The organism is Kitasatospora sp. GP82, from assembly GCF_029892105.1.
Taxonomy (GTDB): domain Bacteria; phylum Actinomycetota; class Actinomycetes; order Streptomycetales; family Streptomycetaceae; genus Kitasatospora.
Window position 1 is genome coordinate 77,488 of record NZ_JARZAJ010000027.1, and the last position, 19,418, is coordinate 96,905.

Here is a 19,418-nt window from a genome sequence, read left to right on the forward strand (position 1 = left end):
GACGAGGTGACAGAGATCACAGATATCACGGACGGCAGGTCGGGGGCCCGTCCAGGGCTGACGTGGCGTCACCGCGATGCATCCGTCAGCGGCAGAAACGCCGACCCCGGCTCTCCTTCGCCCGCCGGAACGGCCGTCAGGAGGCCGCGACCGCCTGAGGATCGTGCAGGTACGGCTCCCAGGCGAGTTCGGCCGCGCCGACCAGGCCCGCATGGCCGACCTCGGCGGGGACGATCGGCACTCGGCCGCTGCGCCCCCAGAGGCAGCGGTCCGCGACCACCGAGGCGAGGCGCTCCGGTGCGGCGGCGAGCAGGTCGCGGTGCAGGCCGCTGAGCACGATGCGGTCGGGATTGAGGATGTTGACCATCCCGGCGAGTCCGAGGCCGAGGCGGTCCACCACGCGTTCGACGGCGGCGAGGGCGTCCGGGTCCTCGGCGGCCGACCCGGCCAGCTCGCGGGCCTGGGCGAACAGCGGGCGCTCCGGATCCGGGGTGCGACCTGCGGCGGCGAACAGGGCGTCCGGATCGGTCTCCGCGTTGAGGCAGCCCCGGTTGCCGCACTGGCACGGCCTGCCCTGCGGATCCACCGTCAGATGGCCGACCTCCAGGGCCAGTCCGGCGCTGCCGGTGTGCAGGCGACCATCGATGACCAGCGCCCCGCCGACGCCCCGGTGGCCCGAGGTGACCAGTAGCAGGTGCCGGGCGCCGCGCCCCGCGCCGTGGCGGTGCTCGGCGAGGGCGGCCAGGTTGGCGTCGTTGGCGACCGCGCTGGGGAAGGGACGCGGGACACCGGGGCCGAGGTCGGCCTTGCGCATCTGCTCGGCGAACAGATCGGCGACCGGCGTACCGCTCGGCCAGGCGAAGTGCAGCGCGGCCAGCGCGGTGCCGTCCGGCTCGGTCACCGGATTGGGCAGCGCGAGCGCGGAGCCCAGGCAGCGGCGGCTCGACGCCCGGGCGAGTTCGGCCCCGGTCCGGGCGACCGCCCGCAGCAGCCGCACCGGGTCGGTCGCGCCGGGCAGCGGCAGATGGACCGGCTGCTCAAGTCGCCCGCCCAGACCGGCCAGTGCCACGCTGAGTCCGTCCGCGTGGATCTGCGCGGCGATCACCACCGGGCCCGCCGGGTCGATGGCCAGCCGGTGCGAGGGACGGCCTCGTCCGCCGCCCGCCGGGCTGGAGTCGACGGTGATCAGGCCGAGCGCCTCCAGTTCTCCGCTCACCGCGCCTGCGGTGGCGCGGGTGACGTCGAGGGCGCTGGTGAGCGCGGACCGGGTGGGCGCCCGGCCCGTGTGGATCAGCGCGAGGGCCGGGCCCAGCAGGGTGCGACCCCGGTCAGGCGCGCTCCGGCGCACATCGCCTGCCCCGGGCCGGCGTTCGACCGCTGCGGCGCGCGGGCGCTCGGTCGGAGCGTTGCGCGGTTGCTCGGTCAGGTTGCGCGGGCGCTCGGCCGACGCGTTGCGCGGGCGCTCGGCTGGTCGGTCGCGCCGGTGCGGGGCAGGCGTCGCAGGCGGGCCTGGCTCCGACGCCGCGAGCGGGCGCGTGTCCGGCGTCGCGTGGCGCGCAGCCGTGGTCGGGCGCTGGGCGGCTCCGGCGCTCCTCGGAGTCTCCCGGTCGGCCTGCCTCCCCTGGGCGGCTTCTTCCCGGTCGCCGCCGGGGCGGCCCTGGGCTCCACCGGGCGGATTCGGACTTGTTGGTGTGTGCGGCACTCCCCTATTCTGACTTTGTGCCGCTCCTAAACAAAACCCGCGCCCGTTCAGAAGCCCACAACCCCCCGATCGGCCGATCCGGCACCGCTCGCAGCCGCACCTGGTCTGCCGCCCGGACCGCCCTCACCACCTTCTTCGCCGTCGACGGCTTCCTCTTCGCCGCCTGGGTGGTGCGCATCCCCGACATCCGCGCACAGGTCAGCGCCTCGCACAGCGCGCTCGGTCTGGCCCTGCTCTGCATATCGGCCGGAGCGGTCGCCACCATGGCGCTGATCGGCCGACTCTGCGTCAGATACGGCAGCCGCCGGATCACCGTCGGCTCGCTGGTGGCACTCAGCCTCTCCGTACTGCTGCCCGCCCACCTGCACTCGGTGCTCGGACTCGGCCTGGTCCTGCTGCTGTTCGGAGCAGCCTACGGCGCCGCGAACGTCAGCATGAACAGCGCGGCCGTCGATCTCGTCGCCGAGATCCGGCGCCCCGTCATGCCGAGCTTCCACGCGGGGTACAGCCTCGGCGGACTTCTCGGCGCGGCGGTCGGCGGGCTGCTCGCCGGCCACCTCAGCGCGGCCTGGGCGCTCAGCCTCAGCGGGGCCCTCGGCCTGCTGGTCATCGCGCCGGCCGGTACGGCCCTCCTCCGCAGCCCGGCCCCCGCCTGGACCCCGGCTCCCGTCACATCCGTCGCACCCGTCGCACCCGTCGCACCCGTCGGATCCGCCTCGCCGAAGCGGCCGAAGCCCGTCGGCGCCGCCCGGCTGCTCGTCCTGCTGCTCGGCCTGACGGCCCTGTGCGACGCATACGGCGAGGGCGCGCTCGCCGACTGGGCGACGCTCCACCTCACCGACGACGTCCACGCCGGTGCGGGCCTCGCCGCAACCGGCTTCGCGGCCTACGCCTTCGCGATGACCGCCGGGCGGATCAGCGGTACCTGGCTGTCCATGCGGCTCGGTCAGACCCGGGTGATGCTCTTCGGCGGCCTCACCGCCTGCACCGGCATGCTGCTCGGCGCCCTCGCGCCGAACGTGCCCGTCGCGCTGGCCGGTTTCGTCCTGGTCGGTCTTGGCCTGGCGAACATCTTCCCGCTCGCCATCGCCCAGGCCGGAGCCGCGGGCGGCCCCCGGGGAGTCGCCACCGCCTCGACCCTCGGCTATGCGGGCATGCTGATCGGGCCGCCGGTGATCGGCTTCCTCGCCGACGCGACCACCCTCCCGGTCGCCCTCACCACCGTCGCCGCCACCTCCGCCCTCGCGGGCCTCCTCGCCTTCACCGTCCGCCCCACGCGCTCCCACGGGCACACCGATCACGGTCAGCGGCAGTCCCTTCACTGACGCCCGGCGCCCCCGGCCGGGCCGGCGTCGGCCCGGCTCTCCGGTCCGCCGATCGACCGGCCCGGCTTCCGTCGGTCAGGGCACGATCCGGGTGACGACCGTCTCCACCAGCCTGTCCAGCTCGGTTTCGGAGAGCACCTCGGGCAGCGTGAAGTGTTCCAGCAGCAGGCCCGTCATCGCGAGGTGGAGGACGAGCACGGTGTCCGCGTCGCCGGGGAGCCCGGCGTCCAGATGGAACCGGACGTTCTCGGCTAGGGCGGCGCGGACGGCACGGTTGAGCTCGTTCTGGAGCGCCGGGCGGCGGGTGGCCTCCAGGCGGAGTTCCAGCATGGCCAGATAACCGGTTCGCTCCTCGGCCATCCGGCGAACCAGCCATTGCATCAGTTCGACGACCAGCTCACGCGTGGGTGCCGGGCGCATCGCCTCGTCGACCACGGCCGGATCCGGGGCCATCCGGACCTGGATCCGCCCGCCCGCCTGCGTGAACAGATCGTCCCGGCTGGCGAAGTAGTTGGACGCCGTCCCGACCGGGACACCTGCCTGGGCGTCGACGGCGCGGAAGGTGAGCCCGCGGGCACCCTCGCGTGCCAGCACCTCGATGGCGGCATCCACGAGGGCTGTCCTGCGCTCCGGGTTTCTGACCATCCGATACCTCCTCGATCCCTTCGGAAAAAGGGACTTGTTCAACCACTACAGATGAAGCACTATATTCGAAGTGGTTGGCCGGGGACACCCGCCGCCACCCCCTTCCTCCGAACCTCAAGGATCAGCTTGCGAACGCTCACCTACTTCATCGCCACCTCGATCGACGGCTTCATCGGGGCTCCGAGCGGTGATGCGGAGTTCTTCACCCGGTTCATGGACGAGGAGTTCTTCGACTTCCTCAAGACGGAGTACCCGGAGACCCTGCCGACCCACGTCCGCCAGGCGCTGGGCCTCGACGACCTGGAGAACAAGCGGTTCGACACCGTCGTCCAGGGCCGGGCGAGCTACCAGCTGGCACTCGACGTCAAGGTCACGAGCCCCTACGCGCACCTGCGCCAGTACGTGGCCTCGCGCAGCATCGAGGAGTCGCCCGATCCCGCGGTGGAGATCGTCTCCGACGATGTGATCGGGAGGATCCGCGAGCTCAAGCAGGGCGACGGGCTCGGGATCTACCTCTGCGGAGGGGCACAGCTGGCCGGCGCGCTGCTGGAGGAGATCGACGACCTCGTCATCAAGACCTACCCGGTCGTACTCGGCTCCGGTATGCCGATGTTCGCCTCGGACTTCCGCCTCACCGACTTCGCACTCGCCTCGGTCCGGACCTTCGACAACGGCGCTCTGGTCCGGAAGTACAGCCGCAGGCGTTGATCCCGCAGCGGTACGGGTCACGAGGAACCAGGACGCACCTCATAGCCGTTCCGGCCTCCTCCCGTCCACTTGTCGGCAGCCTCCGGGCGCAGCTGTGAGAAGCTCGCTCGCAGCACAGGGGCACTACCGGCAGGACGGGGTGAGTGATGGCGGTTCAGGTACTTCGGGCCGATGAGCGGGTGGCGGCGCCGTGGCTGAACGGTGGCGGGGTGACCCGCGAGGTGGCCGGGTTTCCGGCGGGTGCCGGGCTGACCGAGTTCGTGTGGCGGGTGAGCCTGGCCGATGTCGCGCAGGGTGGTCCGTTCTCCCGCTTCGAGGGCGTGGACCGGGTGATCACGGTGGTCGAGGGCGCCGGAATGGCCCTGACGGTGGCGGGTGCGGAACACCGGCTTGCGCAGCCGTACCGGCCGTTCGCCTTCTCTGGGGAGGCGGAGACCGAGTGCCGGCTGCTCGGTGGCCCGGTGGTCGACTTCAATGTGATGACGCGGCGCGGCCGCGCGAGGGCCGAGGTCGAAATCGCCGACTACCAGCGGCCGGTGAAGGTCCCGCACTCCGCCGTCGTCCTGCTGGTCTGCCTCTCCGGCACCGCCGAACTTGGCGCGGCCCACCTCCGGCTGGCCCGCTACGACGCCGTACTGCTCGACCGGGGCGAGGACCTGCTGCGGGTGGACGGCGTTGCGGCGGTGGTGACGATCCACCAGCTTCCTTGAAGTGCTCTCCCGCGTGAGTGCGGGGGATTCCTGCTTGCCTTGCGGTAGCGGGCTTGGCGCGGTTCGCGCGCCTGACGGCTGCCCTTCCGGCAGCCGGGACGAGCGCGTGGCCCATCCGGTACAGGTGCAGGATGTTCCGGGCCGCGTTCCAGTCGGCGTTGCCCGACCAGCCGCAGCCGGGGTTCCTGCACACGAACACGGCCAGGCTCTCCCGGCTGCCGGGTGTGGTGTGACCGCATATCGAGCAGCGTTGGGAGGTTCCGGGGCGGGGACTTTGGCGAGGACGCCACCGTGTCGGGCGGTCTTGTACGTCAGCCTGGTCAAGGTGCCGCTCCATGCCTCCCGGCTGATGGAGCGGTTCACTCGGACTTCGCGAGGCCGGCCTTCCGGATCGTCATGCGGCCGAGCGTGTCAGTGGGGTGTGCCGGCGGGCAAGGGGTTTTTCCGGTCCGCATGCCGTCCCGCCGCCTGGCGGTGGGTCAGCTCGGCTCGTCGGGGAGGCGGAGGTCCCAGCCGACCAGGGCGCGGAGCTGTTCGGCCGTGATGCCCTCGGGCAGGGGCCTGGGCGGGTCGTGGCGCAGCGGGGGCTGCCAGCCGTCGGCGCTGGTCCAGTTGCGGACGACCTTGGCCGGGGCGCCTGCGACCACGCTGTGGTCGGGGACCTCGCCCCGGACGACGGAACCGGCCGCGACCACCACGTTGCTGCCGATCCGCGCGCCGGGCAGGATGACGGCCCCGGTGCCTATCCAGGAGCCCGAGCCGATCTCGACCGGCTCGTTGCGCGGCCACTGCTTGCCGATCGGCAGCTCGGTGTCGTGGTACGAGTGCGCGGTGTCGGTGATGTAGACGTACGGTCCGGTCCAGACGTCGTCGCCGAGCACGATCGACTGATGGCCGACGATGTGGCTGCCGCGTCCGATCACGCAGCCGCCGCCGACCCGGACGATCGGTTCCGGTCCGAGGTCCAGGCCGGGCAGGAAGCCTGCGGAGATGGTGACGCGCTCGCCGATGATGGAGAACGGCCCGATGGTGATCCACTGTTCGTTGAAGACGGCGCCGAGCGGGAAGGCCAGCTTGGTGCCGTCGCCGAGTTCCCGGAACCGGTACGGGCCCGGGTTCTCGTTGGAGACCGCGCCGACGCCCTGCACCCACTTCCAGCCCCGGTGCACCAGGTGGCCGGCCACTCGGCGCCCTCGAGTGCGGACGGCATTCAGGAGCGTACGGGCGTTCGACATGCGCCCACGCTAGCTGGCGCGCGGCCCGGCCAGGGCGACAGGGGACCAACATCACAGCAGAAACCGGGGCCGGCAGCCGTGCCCTCTCCGGGAGGACGGCTGCCGGCCCCGGCCGGGCGGACTACTCGGCCCAGCGGGCAGGGCGGCGCTCCAGGAAGGCGCGCATCCCCTCCTGTGCCTCCGCCGAGCCGAACAGGCGGGCGGACTGGGTGACCCGCTCGTCCGCGTCCCGCTCGAAGGAGGCCACCACCTCGGCGTTGGCGAGGCGCTTGGACTCGGCGAGACCCTGCGGCGAACCGAGCCGGACGGCGTCCAGCAGCACCTTCAGCGCCGCCTCCGGATCCTCGGCCGCCTCGGTGATCAGACCGATCCGTGCCGCCTCGGCGGTGTGGAAGGTCTCGCCGGTCAGGTAGTAGCGGGAGGCGGCGCGCGGGTCGAGCTTGGGGCGCAGCGGGAGCGAGATCACGGCAGGCGCGAGGCCGAGCCTGACCTCGGTGAAGGCGAAGGTGGAGAGCGGTCCCGCGATGACCATGTCGGCGGCGCCGAGCAGCCCCAGGCCGCCCGCCCGGACATGGCCGTTGACCATGGCGATCACCGGCTTCGGGTTGTCGATGACGGCGCGTTGGAGGTCCACCAGGCCGCGCGGACCGACCGTCGGGTCGGCACCGGTCGCCTCGGAGAGGTCCGCTCCCGCGCAGAACACCTTGCCGGTGTGCCCGAGCACCACCGCCCTGACCGCCGGGTCGGCGGCCGCATCCGCGAGGCCCTTGGACAGCTCGGCCATCAGCCGGGTGGAGAGGGCGTTGCGGTTGTGCGGGGAGTCCAGCTCCAGGGTGGTGACGGCGTCGGTGGTGCTGATGCGGACGAGCGGTACTTCGCGGGTCATCGCGGCTGGGCCTGCTTTCCGGCTGAGGGTGGGTCGGACGGCGTGCGCAAAGCTCTGGGAACGACCGGCGGTTGTCGGCCGTCCAGCAGGAGACTCTGGCATGCGCAGGCACCCCGGAACCAGAGCCCGGGACAAATCCGCTGGTCCGCGCCGTGGTCGGCGTTGCGGTATCCCCTCGTGACCAGAGGCCGCCCGCTCCTCCTCGTACCGCGGATCAGGCCCTGCTCAGGCCGGGGCGGCCGGGGCCGCGTTGCGGCGCCGGGCCCAGCGGACGGTCGGGGTCATCGCCGACCCGCCGACCACGAAGACGGCGGCCAGCACGGTCCAGCCGATCAGTCCGTGCGCGATGACGACCGTGGTGACGAGGGCGGGGCCGAGCATCTGGGTGGCGGACATCCCCATACCGAAGACGCCCTGGTAGGCGCCGTGGGCGCCCTCGCCCGCCAGGTCGTAGCTCAGCGCCCAGCCGGCGGCCTGGGAGAAGACCACGCCGAGTGCCTGGAGGCCGACGCCGCCGACCACCAGCAGGGCGGCGGCCCAGCCTGGCACGCCGCTCGCGAGGGCCCGCACCAGGCAGGAGGCGGCGACCAGGAATCCGCCCCGGCCGAAGATCCGGCCCTCCGCCTCGGGCTTCTCGGTGCCCCTGGTGGCGCGCAGTTGGAGGGCGACGACCAGTACGGTGTTGACGATCATCGAGCCGGCGACCATCACTCGCGGCGCCTCGGTGTGCTTGACGATCCACAGCGGGACGCCGACCTCCAGCATCGCGAACTGCAGGCCGAGCAGGGAGTTGAGGACGGTCACGGCCAGGAACGGCAGGTTGCGCAGCGCGGGGTTCCTGCCCCCGGGCCGCTCACCCGCTTCGGCAGCCCTGCGCCCGGCCCGTGCGGGCACCGGGATCAGCGAGAACAGCACCGCCACCACTGCGAAGGAGAGCACATCGCCGAGGAAGGCGGTGACGTACGCGGACCTGGTGTCGGCCTGGAGGGCCAGTGCGGCGAGGACGGTGCCCGCTCCGATCCCTACGTTGGTGACGACCCGCAGGTACGCCCGGCCGGCCACCCGGCGGTCGGCGGGCAGGACTTCGGCGTAGAGCGCGTTGCGGACGGCGGAGGCGCCCCGGTCGACGGCCGTGACCAGACAGGCGAGCAGCAGGAACGCGACATAGGCGTGGACCACGACGTACGCGGCGGTGCCGACGGCCTCGACGGCGACCAGGGTGACGAGCACGGGCTTGCTGCCCCAGCAGTCGGCGGCCCGCCCCGCGGGGATGTTGGCGAGTACCCCGCACAGTCCGGCCGCGGTGAGCGCGCCGCCGACCTGGGCGGCTCCGAAGCCCAGGACCCGGGTGAAGAAGAGGACGCTGAGGGTCCACCACCGAACTGGCGGCCCGGCTGGGTGTCACCCCGGGTGCGGTGAGCCAGCATCTGGGCGTGCTGTTCGCGACCCGACTGGTCGGGCGCACCCGGCACGGCCGGGTGGTGCTGTACGCGCGTACGCCGCTCGGCGACGAGCTGAACGGCTGAGCGGACACGGTTCGCCGGCACGGGGCTCCGACAGCGGCACGGCCGGTCGGCTGGCCGAAACTCCGGCAGCGTCCGTCAACTCCCCTGCATTCTGGACCCGTTGACTCATTGGTCCAGTCCTCCCACAGTGCCCGGGAGACTCCCCCGAAGCACCCCTGTACGGATCCCCACACCAGACAGGGAGAACCATGTCCGACCGGTTGAGAGGCCCGGGCGCAGCCCTCCGCCCGAAGCCCCGCCGGGCCGATCCCCGCACCCCCGAGGAGTGCGGGGATCAGCCGGACAGGGTCTGATCCGAAGGCCCGGCTGCCGGGTCAGCGCCCCGCGAAGGAGGCCAGCTTGCGCGCCGCCCGGTGGTCGCGCATCACCTGGGCGAAAGTGGTGTGCCCCTGCGTGGCCCGGGCGAAGGCGCGCCAGGCCGGGTTGATCAGGCAGACCGCCGCGTGGAACAGGTGCGGCCGCCGCTCGAAGGCGTTCAGCATCACCTTCCCGGCGCGCATCTCCACGCCGAGCCCGGCCTTGATGGCGAAGGCGTAGTTGAGCGCCTGACGGCGCACGGCCGTCGTACCGTGCGCCTCGGCGACCTTGACCGCCCACTCGCCCGCAAGGCGGCCCGAGCGCAGCGCGTACGAGATGCCCTCGCGAGTCCACGGCTCCAGCAGTCCGGCCGCGTCACCGGCGACCAGGACCCGGCCGCGCGAGAGCGGCGAGTCCTCGGCGCGACAGCGGGTCAGATGGCCGGACTCGATGCTCGGGGTGAACCCGGCCAGGCCCAACTGCCGGATGTAGTCCGCCAGGTACTGCTTGGTCCGCTCACCGTCGCCGCGCGCCGAGATGACGCCGACGGTCAGCGTGCCGGAGTCGGTCTTGGGGAACACCCAGCCGTAAGAGCCGGGCAGCGGGCCCCAGTCCAGGTGGATCTTCCCGGCCCAGTACTCGGAGACGGATTCCGGCACCGGGATCTCCGCCTCAAGACCCAGGTCGATCTGGTCGAAGCTCACTCCGACGTGCCGGCCGATCCGGCTGGCGCTGCCGTCCGCGCCGACCACCGCGCGGGCCTCGATCCGGCGTCCGTCGGCGGTGGTGACGAAGGCGGTGTGCGCCTCCTCGTCCTGCTCCACGCCGCTGACGGTCACTCCGGTGACCAGCACCGCACCGGCCTGCTCGGCTGCCTGCACCAGGCGCAGGTCGAACTCGTCCCGGTTGACCAGGCCGAACAGCATGCGCTTCGAGCGGCGGGTACGGCTGAAGCGGCCGCCGAGGGCGAAGGTGACGGCGTGGATCCGGTCCTGCAACGGCAACTTGAAGTCCGGCGGCAGGCTGTCCCTGGAGGGGCCGACGATGCCGCCGCCGCAGGTCTTGTAGCGGGGGTGCTCGGCCTTGTCGAGGAGCAGCACCCGGCGCCCCTGCGCGGCTGCGGCGTACGCGGCGGAGGACCCCGCCGGTCCTGCGCCGACCACCACCACGTCCCACACGCCCTCCAGCGGATCGGGCTCGGCGGGGATGTCGATACGGTCCTGGTCGTGGGAGCTACCGGAGTCAGTCACGGGCAACAATCTTAGACCGCCCGGCAACAGGGCCGGCAGCGTCGCGTTCCGGTCGGTCCCACCGCGCGCATCCGCCCGACCCGCCCAGCGGGTTCGGGTCCATGCGGTGCCCGTCCCGTGGCCCACCTATGATCGGGAGACCCCCGAATGACCGTCCCCGAACACCCCTCGGAGAAGTTGATGACCCAGCAGCCCCTGGCGGCGGCCGTCCGTTCCCTGATGCCGCGTGCCAAGGCCGACCTCGCCGAGCTGGTGGCCTTCCCCTCGGTCGCCGACCCTCGCCAGTTCCCGGTGGAGGAGTGCGAGAAGGCGGCCCGCTGGGTCGCCGACGCCTTCGCGGCAGAGGGCCTGACGGGCATTCGCCTGATCGACACCCCGGACGGCACCCAGTCCGTGTACGCCGAGCTGCCGGGCCCCGAGGGTGCCCCGACCGTCCTGCTGTACTCGCACTACGACGTCCAGCCCCCGCTGGACGAAGCCGCCTGGCAGAGCCCGGCGTTCGAGCTGACCGAGCGCGACGGCCGCTGGTACGGGCGCGGCGCGGCCGACTGCAAGGGCAACATCCTGATGCACCTGACCGCCCTGCGCGCCCTGCGCGAGGTGGACGGCGGCTTCCCGGTCGGCCTGAAGGTGATCGTGGAGGGCTCGGAGGAGCAGGGTACCGGCGGCCTTGAGCGCTACGCCGAGCAGCACCCCGAGCTGCTCGCCGCCGATGTCATCGTCATCGGCGACACCGGCAACTTCGCCCCCGGTCTGCCCACCGTCACCGCCTCGCTGCGCGGGATGACCGTGGTCGAGATCGCCATCGAGACCCTGGCGGGCAACCTGCACTCGGGCGCCTTCGGCGGTGCCGCGCCGGACGCACTGCAGGCGCTGATCCGGGTCCTGTCGACCCTGCACGACGAGCACGGCGATGTCGCCGTGGCCGGGCTGAAGGCCGACCAGAGCTGGCAGGGAGTCGCATACCCCGAGGAGCAGTTCCGGGCCGACGCCAGGGTGGCCGAGGGGGTGGCGCTCACCGGCACGAGCTCCGTCGCGGACCGGCTCTGGGCCCGCCCCTCGGTGACGGTCCTGGGGATCGACGCTCCCCCGGTGGTCGGCGCGACCTCCTCGGTGCAGGCCACCGCCAAGGCCAGCGTCAGCCTGCGGATTCCGCCGGGCACGGGCCTGAAGGAGGCGCAGGACGCCCTGGTCGCCCACCTGGAGGCGGCCGTCCCGTTCGGCGCCCGGGCCACCGTCAGCCGGATCAGCGGCGGCGAGGCGTTCAGCGCCGACACCACCGGACCGGCGTACGAGGCGATGGGTGCCGCGATGCGCGAGGCGTTCGGCACCGAGATGGTGGCCTCCGGCGAAGGCGGCTCGATCCCGCTCTGCAACTCGCTGCGCACCCTCTTCCCGCAGGCGGAGATCGTGCTGATCGGCGTCGAGGACCCGACCACCCAGATCCACGCGGTCAACGAGAGCGTGGATCCGCAGGAGCTGGAGCGGATGGCCCTCACCGAGGCCCTGTTCCTGCGCAACTACGCGGCTTCCTCGGCCTCGTAGGGATTTCCCGAGGCACCCGGCAGCGGCCGGTACGGAGGACGCCTGAACCCCTCCCGTACCGGCCGGCCGGGCAGCACGGTCCCTGCTCGCGAGTCCTTGTCCGGGCACAGCGACGACAGGGCGGGGCGGGGTCGGTGTGCCATCTGCGCCCGGGTTCCGCTACCCCGCCGCCGTGGCTCCGGCCGCGGCCGGGAGGCCCGCCTCCAGATAGCGGAGCTGGCCGTGCTCGCGGGCGTCGAGGGCGGCGGCGAGCCTGCGCAGGCGGGCGGCGGGGAGCAGGGCGGCGGCCTCGTCCAGGGTGACGAAGCGCCAGCCGCGCAGTTCCTCGGGCGGCAGCCGAAGGGCCTCCCGCGCGGCGGCATCCAGGCGGCCGCCGTCGTAGACCAGGCGCAGGCCGCCCCGGCGCGGTCCGGTACGCGGTTCCCAGTCGACGGCGAGCAGGCGCAGCGCGGGTGCCTCAAGACGCAGGCCCAGTTCCTCGGCGGTCTCGCGCAGCGCCGCGTCCGTGGGCGCCTCGCCCCGCTCGACGACCCCGCCGGGGAACTCCCAGGAGGGTTTGTAGACGGGGTCGACCAGCAGCACCCGGTCCTGCTCGTCGAAGAGCAGGACGGCGGCGGCCACGGTGTCCCCGGTGGTGTCGACGCTCTGGACTATGGGGCAGCGGGCGGCGCCGTCCTTGACCAGTTCGGCCAGCCGCTGGGCGGTCTGACGCGGAGTCAGCTTGCCGGTGTCGATCAGTTCGGCGTCGCGGCTGAGCCACCGTCTGGCCGTCCGGTACTGGGACAGGTGCTCCAGGCACCAGGTACGGACCCGGGCGCTGGCCTCGGGATCGCCGGGGCACTCCTCGCGTTCCGCGATCCGCTGGTGCAGGATCGTTTCCTCAGGGTCCAGAACGAAGTGGTGCACGGCCAGCCCACGGGCGGCCAGCGCACCGAAGATCTCGTCCCGGTAGTCCTCCCGGAGCAGTGTCATCGGCACCACCAGCGGCCCGGCCACCTCGGTCAGCAGCGCCGCCGCGACCTCGGGCACCAGGCGCCGCCAGGACGCCAGGTCCTGGTAGTCGGCGACCGTGGCCATCCGGTCCGTCGGCAGCATCAGGCGCAGCCCGGCGCCGACCAGCTCCGGGTCGTACAGCACGCTCCCGGGCAGCAACTCCACCAGCTCGCGGCAGGCGCTCGTCTTGCCCGCCCCGAATGTGCCATTGACCCAGACGATCACAGCGTCCCCTGCCCTCGGCGCGCCCCGGTGCCGAGCGCACCGGGCAGCGCGGTCCGTACACTCCTGGCCCCGCGCCAATCGAGGTGGTACCCGCGCCGGGGGCCCGGCCATGCCTGGGCGCCCACGGCACCGTCACTTCCCGGCCGTGCGGCACATGTCGCTTGCTGGCCCGTCCACGGGCCGGCTCAGGCGCGATCGAGCAACTGCTTCTTCAGCACCTTGCCCATCGCGTTGCGCGGCAGCTCCTCGACCAGCACCACCCGCCTGGGCCGCTTGTGCACCGAGAGCCGCTCGGCGACGAAGGCGGTCAGCTGGTCGCCCGTCACCTCGCCGTCGGCGATCACGTACGCGACCACGGCCTGGCCGAGATCGTCGTCGGGGGCGCCCACCACCGCGGCATCGGCCACGGCGGGGTGGTCGCGCAGGGCGGCCTCCACCTCGCCCGCACCGATCCGGTAGCCGCCGCTCTTGATCAGGTCGACGGAGGCCCGGCCGACGATCCGGTGGAAGCCGTCCTGCCCGATCACCGCGACGTCCCCGGTACGGAACCAGCCGTCGGCCGTCCAGGCCTCGGCGTTGGCGTCCGGCCGGTTCAGGTAACCGGCGAACAGGGTCGGGCCCGCGACCTGCAGCTCCCCGACCGTCTCGCCGTCGTGCGGGACGGGCGCGCCGTCCTCGCCGGCCAACCGGGTGCGCACCCCCTCGACCGGCAGGCCGACGCTGCCAGGACGCCGCTCGCCGTCGGCCCTGGTGCTGACGGTGATCAGCGACTCGGTCATCCCGTACCGCTCGATCGGAGCCCGGCCGGTGAGGGCCGCCAGCCGTTCGAAGACCGGCACCGGAAGCGGCGCGCTGCCCGAGACCAGCAGCCGTGCGGCGCTCAGCGCCCGCGCCGCGGACTCCTCTGCGGCCACCCGTGACCAGACGGTCGGTACCCCGAAGTACAGGCTGCCGCGCGCCTGGGCGTACGCCCCGGGCGTGGGGCGACCGGTGTGCACCACCTTGCTGCCGGTGCGCAGGGCGCCGAGCACACCGAGGACCAGTCCGTGGACGTGGAACAGCGGCAGTCCGTGCACCAGGGTGTCCTCGGCGCTCCACTGCCAGGCCGCGGCCAGTGCGTCCAGGTCCGCCGCGACGGCCGAACGCGGAATCAGCGCTCCCTTGGGCGCGCCCGTGGTGCCGGAGGTGTACAGCACGAAGGCCGTACGCTCCGGCGCGGGCTCCGCGTACGAGCCCCCGGAGTCGCTGGAGGCCCCGGTGCGCCCCGTCATCTCGACCGGCAGCGTCTCGACGCCCTCCCAGCCACCGTCCCCCGGCCGTACCGCGAGCAGCGTCGCCCCCGAGTCCCGGAGGATGTGCGCGCGCTCCTTGGGCCCCGAGTCGGGCGGCAGCGGCACCACGGGCACGCCCGCCAGCAGTCCGCCCACCACGGCGGTCACCGTCTCGGCGGTCGGCCGGGCGAGTACGGCCAGCGCAGGGGCTCCGGCCACCCGGTGGGCCACCACCGTCGCCGCCGCGAGCAGCTGCTCGCGCGACATCGCGCACCCGTCGATCCGCAGCGCGTCGGCGGCATCGCCGTACGCACCCTCAAGTGCCGTCAGCAGTCCCATGCCCGGGACTCTACGCGCCGCCCGATCACTCCCGCCGGGTAACCCTCCCGGAGCCCGGCCCCGGGACGCCGAAGGGCGCAGCCCCCGGAGTCCCGGGGAGCTGCGCCCTTCGTACGGCCTGCCCGAGGGGCTGTCAGCCCTTGCGGGCCTTCACCTCGGCGGTGAGCTGCGGCAGCACGGTGAAGAGGTCACCGACCACGCCGTAGTCGACCAGCTCGAAGATCGGCGCCTCTTCGTCCTTGTTGATGGCGATGATGGTCTTCGAGGTCTGCATACCGGCGCGGTGCTGGATCGCGCCGGAGATGCCCGCCGCGATGTACAGCTGCGGCGAGACCTGCTTGCCGGTCTGGCCGACCTGGTTGCTGTGCGGGTACCAGCCGGCGTCCACGGCGGCGCGCGAGGCACCGACGGCGGCACCGAGCGAGTCGGCGAGCTCCTCCACCACGCCGAAGCCCTCGGCGGCACCGACACCACGGCCACCGGAGACCACGATCGCGGCCTCGGTCAGCTCCGGGCGGCCCGAGGACACGCGCGGGGTGCGGGCGACGACCTTGGCCGCCTTGCCGGTGAACTCGACGGTGACGTTCTCCACGGCGCCGGCGGCCGGGGCGGCCTCGGGGCTGGTGGAGTTCGGCTTGAGGGTGATGACCGAGGTGCCGTGCGACACCTTGGACTTCACCTGGAACGAGGCGGCGAACACCGACTGGGTCGCGACCGGACCGCTGTCACCGGCCTCCAGGTCGACGGCGTCGGTGATGATGCCGGAACCGAGGCGCAGCGCCACGCGGGCCGCGACCTCCTTGCCCTCGCCGGAGGAGGTGACCAGCACGGCGGCGGCACCGGCGGTCTTGGCGATCTGCGTCAGGGCGTCGACCTTCGGCACGACCAGCTGGTCGGCGAACTCGGCGCCGTCGGCGACGTACACCTTGGCCGCACCGAACTCGCCGGCCTTGGCGGCGATGTCGGCGGCGGCGGAACCGGCGCCCAGGACGACCGCCGAGGGCTCGCCGATACGGCGGGCCAGGGTCAGCAGCTCCAGGGCCGGCTTGCGGACCACACCGTCGGCGTGGTCGACGAGGACGAGAATCTCACCCATCGCTCAAACTCTCCTGTTTCTCCGGACTGCCCGTCGTTTCGGGCCGGGCAGTCACCACGTCAATGGGTCAGATGGATCAGATGAACTTCTGCTCGGCGAGGTAGGCAGCGAGCTGCTTGCCGCCCTCGCCCTCGTCCTTGACGATGGTGCCGGCGGTGCGGGCCGGGCGGGCCGCGATGGCCTCCACCGCGGTCCAGGAGCCGCCGAGGCCGACCTCGTCCGCCTCGATGCCCAGGTCGTCCAGGTCGTACTCGTCGACCTTCTTCTTCTTGGCGGCCATGATGCCCTTGAAGGAGGGGTAGCGCGCCTCGCCCGACTGGTCGGTGACCGAGATCACCGCGGGCAGCTCGGCCTCGAGCTGCTCGGTGGCGGCGTCGCCGTCACGGCGACCCTTGACGGTGGTGCCCTCCAGCGAGACCTCGGAGAGCAGGGTGACCTGCGGCAGGCCCAGACGCTCGGCCAGCAAGGCTGGCAGGACACCCATGGTGCCGTCGGTGGAGGCCATACCGCAGACGACCAGGTCGAACCCGGTCTTCTCCAGCGCCTTGGCGATGATCGCCGAGGTGCCGATGACGTCGGTGCCGTGGATGTCCTCGTCGTTGACGTGGACGGCCTTGTCGGCACCCATCGAGAGGGCCTTGCGCAGGGCGTCCTTGGCGTCGTCCGGGCCCACGGTCAGGACGGTCACCTCGGCGTCGCCGTGGGCCTCGGCGATCCGGAGCGCCTGCTCCACGCCGTACTCGTCCAGCTCCGAAAGGAGGCCGTCCACGCCCTCCCGGTCGGTGGTGGTGTCGTCCGCGAAGCGACGGTCACCGGTCGCGTCGGGCACGTACTTCACACAGACAACGATCCTCAAGCTCACGGCCTGTCTCCTGTACTGGTCTCGTCCGGCGGCTACGGCTGTGCAAGTGGGCTGCAGACACACGCCAGGCCCACTCCGGGCAGCGGTTTTTGCTGTGCCCGTCCGGAACTCCCTGGCAGCATACTCGCCAGTAGCTTAGCCGTCACTACTGGCCAGTAGCTTAGCGCTGCCGGACCCCGGCCGAGCGCCCCGCACCCCCGGAAGCGCGCTGGCCAACGGGCCCCTCCCTACCCATTGTCGGGCCAGGAGGGCGGGTACGGGACGGCTGCACTGCCGTCTGCGCCCATCCTGCCCCAGGCCGGGCCCCACTCCACCTGACTGCGCAGCAGATCCACTGTGAGATTGAACGGTCTTGACAAGATTCACCTGGCCGGACGGGTCCCCGCCAGCCCGCCGGAAGCGGCTCCGGACGGCCCCTCAGAGCGCCTCGCCCAGCGCCGCGATCACATCCGCGCGGCGCGGCTGGCCGGCTGCCCGGCGCATCACCCGGCCGTCCGCGTCCAGCACCAGGACGGTCGGCGTCCGCAGGATCTCCAGCCGTCGCACCAGCTCGAGGCGCTCCTCGGCGTCGATCTCCACATGCGCCACACCCACCACCATCCCCGCGACCTCCGCCAGGACCCGGCGGGTCGCCCGGCAGGGCTGGCAGAACGCCGTGGAGAACTGCACCAGCGTCGCCCGCTCCCCCAGCTCCTGCCCCAGCTCGTCCGGCGACAACCGCACCGCACCGTCCTTCGTCCGCACTCTCAGCCTCCCGTCGCGCCTGGCCCGCAGCAGCCCGAAGGCACTCGCCACGACGAGCACCGCAGCGCACACCAGCAACCCGGTCATCGCCCCAGTGTGCGCCACCGCCTCGCACTCCCGTTCCCCGGCCCGTCACCCCTGGGGAGGAATCCGCGCCCACCCGGCCGGGCGGCCCTCGGGGCGGGCGTAGGATCACGGCCGTGGACTCCATCGACCGACGCCAAGTCCGGCTCACCAGCCGCCGCGTGGTCGACCTCTGCCGGGCCACCGCCTCGCGCTGTCGTTGACCGGTCCCAGCTGTCGGCTGTCGGCCGTCGGTCTCCGGTCTCTCCGGCCGACCGCCTTCAGCGTTCACCCCCGAGGCCCCAACACCCGGAGTCCACTGTGCAGATCGACCCGCGCGGTCCGCGCTTCGCCGCCGCGCTCACCAGCCTGGTACTCGCCCTCGTCCTCATCACGGGCAGCGGCGCACTTCTCGCGGTCCAGGCAGCCGTCTTCGCCATCGGCAGCCTCGCGGGACTGCGGTACTCGCCGTACAGCTGGCTGTACCGCGTACTCGTCCGCCCGCGACTGGGACCGCCCGGCGAGCTTGAGGACGCCCGCCCACCACGGTTCGCCCAGGCCGTCGGCCTCGTCTTCGCGACCGTCGGCACCATCGGCTACCTGACCGGCCTCGACTGGCTCGGGCTGACCGCCACCGCGCTCGCCCTCGGCGCCGCCTTCCTCAACGCCGCCTACTCGTACTGCCTCGGCTGCGAGATGTACCTGCTCGTGACCCAGGGCCGCGCGGCCCTGGGGGCCACTCAGCGCTGACCGCGCCACACCTTCTACGTCGCACCAGCCTGTTCAAGACGCCCCGGGATGCGGCATTCGTCACCTCCGGACGTGCTCAGATGACAGAGGGCACCCCTTCGGGGGATTATCTCCGTGTATCACCCGTGGCCGCCGCGGCGTGCCGCCCCTTCCGTCGGCCCCCACTCCCGGCCCGGGTACAACCGGACCGGGCGGCAGCCCGTGGGAAGTAGGGCTGACCATGGCAGAGTTCGTGTACCCGCCGGTGATCGGAACGGCGCTCACCGTCTTCCGAGCGCTCGACCTCCGCATCAGGATCGAGGGTGCCGAACACATCCCCGCCGAGGGCGGCGCGGTCCTGGTGAGCAATCACATCAGCTACCTGGACTTCCTCTTCGCCGGGCTGGGTGCCTACAAGGGCGGCAAGCGCAAGACCCGGTTCATGGCCAAGGACGACGTCTTCCGGCACGGTGTGTCCGGCCCGCTGATGCGCGGCATGAAGCACATCCCGGTGGACCGCACCGACGGCCAGCCCGCGTACGAGGCCGCCGTCAAGGCCCTCAAGGAGGGCGAGGTCGTCGGGGTGTTCCCCGAAGCCACCATCAGCCGCTCCTTCATGCTCAAGAAGTTCAAGACCGGCGCGGCCCGGATGGCAGCCGACTCCGGCGCCCCGCTGCTGCCCATGGTGCTCTGGGGCACCCAGCAACTGTGGACCAAGGGCCGGCCGAAGACCCTGACGAAGCGTCACGTCCCGGTCACCATCATGATCGGCGAGCCCATCGAGCTCACCCCCCAGGACAAGCCCGTCATGGTGACGCGCCGCCTGCGGGCCACGATGTCCGAGATGCTCGACCGCGCCCAGCGCGAATACCCCGGCAAGCCCAGCGGCCCCGACGACACCTGGTGGCTCCCCGCCCACCTCGGCGGCACCGCCCCCACCCTGGAGGTCGCCGAAGCCGAGGACGAGGCGGAGGCGGCCGCCAAGGCCGAACGTCGCGCCCAGGGCTGAGCCCACACCGCCACTCGGACCCTTCGGCGTCCTGCGCGGCCGGCAGTCCCTCTCCCGGTAGACCTTCTCGGGGTCGAAGCTCCTCATTCGAGCTTCGACCCCGTAGTTGTCTCGGTGTACTCGTCTTGATGCAGTTGTCCCGATGTACTTGTCGCGACGGTCCGCCCGGAAATGCGAGAAGCCCCTCCCGGTATCCCCGGGAGGGGCTTCTCTGAAAAATTGTTCGGCGGCGTCCTACTCTCCCACAGGGTCCCCCCT

General features: G+C 72.5%; 16 protein-coding genes and 3 pseudogenes. 7 read left to right on the plus strand and 12 right to left on the minus strand.

The window, feature by feature from the left end; all coding sequences use genetic code 11:
- Positions 1-136: 136 nt before the first annotated feature.
- Positions 137-1,348, minus strand: a complete 1,212-nt coding sequence (locus tag P3T39_RS25660; RefSeq protein WP_280701306.1) for an ROK family protein — start codon at positions 1,346-1,348, stop codon at positions 137-139.
- A gap of 422 nt (positions 1,349-1,770) precedes the next feature.
- Here P3T39_RS25660 and P3T39_RS25665 point away from each other — a divergent pair, with 422 nt between their 5' ends.
- Complete coding sequence (locus tag P3T39_RS25665) at positions 1,771-3,027, plus strand: MFS transporter (RefSeq protein ID WP_280701324.1); 1,257 nt, start codon at positions 1,771-1,773, stop codon at positions 3,025-3,027.
- A 75-nt stretch (positions 3,028-3,102) separates the two neighbouring features.
- Here P3T39_RS25665 and P3T39_RS25670 read toward each other — a convergent pair whose 3' ends face one another.
- Positions 3,103-3,672 (minus strand): TetR/AcrR family transcriptional regulator, encoded by a 570-nt coding sequence (locus P3T39_RS25670; RefSeq protein ID WP_280701307.1) that lies wholly within the window; start codon positions 3,670-3,672, stop codon positions 3,103-3,105.
- Between the two features lie 126 nt (positions 3,673-3,798).
- Here P3T39_RS25670 and P3T39_RS25675 point away from each other — a divergent pair, with 126 nt between their 5' ends.
- Positions 3,799-4,380: a dihydrofolate reductase family protein gene (locus P3T39_RS25675; RefSeq protein WP_280701308.1), complete on the plus strand. Its 582-nt coding sequence runs from the start codon at positions 3,799-3,801 to the stop codon at positions 4,378-4,380.
- A gap of 146 nt (positions 4,381-4,526) precedes the next feature.
- Complete coding sequence (locus P3T39_RS25680) at positions 4,527-5,090, plus strand: HutD family protein (RefSeq protein ID WP_280701309.1); 564 nt, start codon at positions 4,527-4,529, stop codon at positions 5,088-5,090.
- 37 nt (positions 5,091-5,127) lie between these two features.
- On the opposite strand, the pseudogene P3T39_RS25685 reads toward P3T39_RS25680, so the two are convergent.
- From P3T39_RS25685 to P3T39_RS25700, 4 genes and pseudogenes are all read right to left on the minus strand, one after another.
- A pseudogene (locus P3T39_RS25685) lies at positions 5,128-5,453 on the minus strand (transposase); the annotation flags it as partial.
- 116 nt (positions 5,454-5,569) lie between these two features.
- Complete coding sequence (locus P3T39_RS25690; protein WP_280701310.1) at positions 5,570-6,325, minus strand: acyltransferase; 756 nt, start codon at positions 6,323-6,325, stop codon at positions 5,570-5,572.
- 121 nt (positions 6,326-6,446) lie between these two features.
- Positions 6,447-7,211, minus strand: a complete 765-nt coding sequence (locus tag P3T39_RS25695) for an enoyl-CoA hydratase family protein (protein WP_280701311.1) — start codon at positions 7,209-7,211, stop codon at positions 6,447-6,449.
- Between the two features lie 225 nt (positions 7,212-7,436).
- A pseudogene (locus tag P3T39_RS25700) lies at positions 7,437-8,555 on the minus strand (MFS transporter); the annotation flags it as partial.
- Between the two features lie 29 nt (positions 8,556-8,584).
- On the opposite strand from P3T39_RS25700, the pseudogene P3T39_RS25705 reads away from it, so the two are divergent.
- Positions 8,585-8,737: pseudogene (locus tag P3T39_RS25705) on the plus strand (ArsR family transcriptional regulator); the annotation flags it as partial.
- A gap of 314 nt (positions 8,738-9,051) precedes the next feature.
- Here the strand turns inward: P3T39_RS25705 and P3T39_RS25710 are convergent.
- On the minus strand, positions 9,052-10,248 hold the full coding sequence (locus P3T39_RS25710) for a geranylgeranyl reductase family protein (protein WP_280701325.1): 1,197 nt from the start codon (positions 10,246-10,248) through the stop codon (positions 9,052-9,054).
- 216 nt (positions 10,249-10,464) lie between these two features.
- Here P3T39_RS25710 and P3T39_RS25715 point away from each other — a divergent pair, with 216 nt between their 5' ends.
- Positions 10,465-11,829: a dipeptidase gene (locus tag P3T39_RS25715; RefSeq protein ID WP_280701326.1), complete on the plus strand. Its 1,365-nt coding sequence runs from the start codon at positions 10,465-10,467 to the stop codon at positions 11,827-11,829.
- A gap of 159 nt (positions 11,830-11,988) precedes the next feature.
- Here P3T39_RS25715 and P3T39_RS25720 read toward each other — a convergent pair whose 3' ends face one another.
- The 5 genes from P3T39_RS25720 to P3T39_RS25740 form a co-directional block, all read right to left on the minus strand.
- Complete coding sequence (locus P3T39_RS25720; RefSeq protein WP_280701312.1) at positions 11,989-13,047, minus strand: NUDIX hydrolase; 1,059 nt, start codon at positions 13,045-13,047, stop codon at positions 11,989-11,991.
- A gap of 185 nt (positions 13,048-13,232) precedes the next feature.
- Entirely contained in the window at positions 13,233-14,657 is a 1,425-nt protein-coding gene (locus P3T39_RS25725; protein WP_280701313.1) for an acyl-CoA synthetase, read from the minus strand.
- Positions 14,658-14,790: 133 nt separating this feature from the next.
- Positions 14,791-15,753, minus strand: coding sequence for an electron transfer flavoprotein subunit alpha/FixB family protein (locus P3T39_RS25730; RefSeq protein ID WP_280701314.1), 963 nt, complete (start codon positions 15,751-15,753; stop codon positions 14,791-14,793).
- Between the two features lie 76 nt (positions 15,754-15,829).
- Entirely contained in the window at positions 15,830-16,615 is a 786-nt protein-coding gene (locus P3T39_RS25735; protein ID WP_280701315.1) for an electron transfer flavoprotein subunit beta/FixA family protein, read from the minus strand.
- Positions 16,616-17,032: 417 nt separating this feature from the next.
- Positions 17,033-17,446, minus strand: a complete 414-nt coding sequence (locus tag P3T39_RS25740) for a thioredoxin family protein (protein ID WP_280701316.1) — start codon at positions 17,444-17,446, stop codon at positions 17,033-17,035.
- A gap of 297 nt (positions 17,447-17,743) precedes the next feature.
- Between P3T39_RS25740 and P3T39_RS25745 the strand changes: the two genes are divergently transcribed.
- Together P3T39_RS25745 and P3T39_RS25750 are read left to right on the plus strand one after the other, a co-directional pair.
- Positions 17,744-18,172 carry a DUF4395 domain-containing protein gene (locus tag P3T39_RS25745; RefSeq protein WP_280701317.1) on the plus strand — a complete coding sequence of 143 codons (429 nt, stop codon included), beginning with the start codon at positions 17,744-17,746 and terminating at the stop codon, positions 18,170-18,172.
- 220 nt (positions 18,173-18,392) lie between these two features.
- Positions 18,393-19,160, plus strand: coding sequence for a lysophospholipid acyltransferase family protein (locus tag P3T39_RS25750; RefSeq protein WP_280701318.1), 768 nt, complete (start codon positions 18,393-18,395; stop codon positions 19,158-19,160).
- The last annotated feature ends 258 nt before the right edge of the window (positions 19,161-19,418 follow it).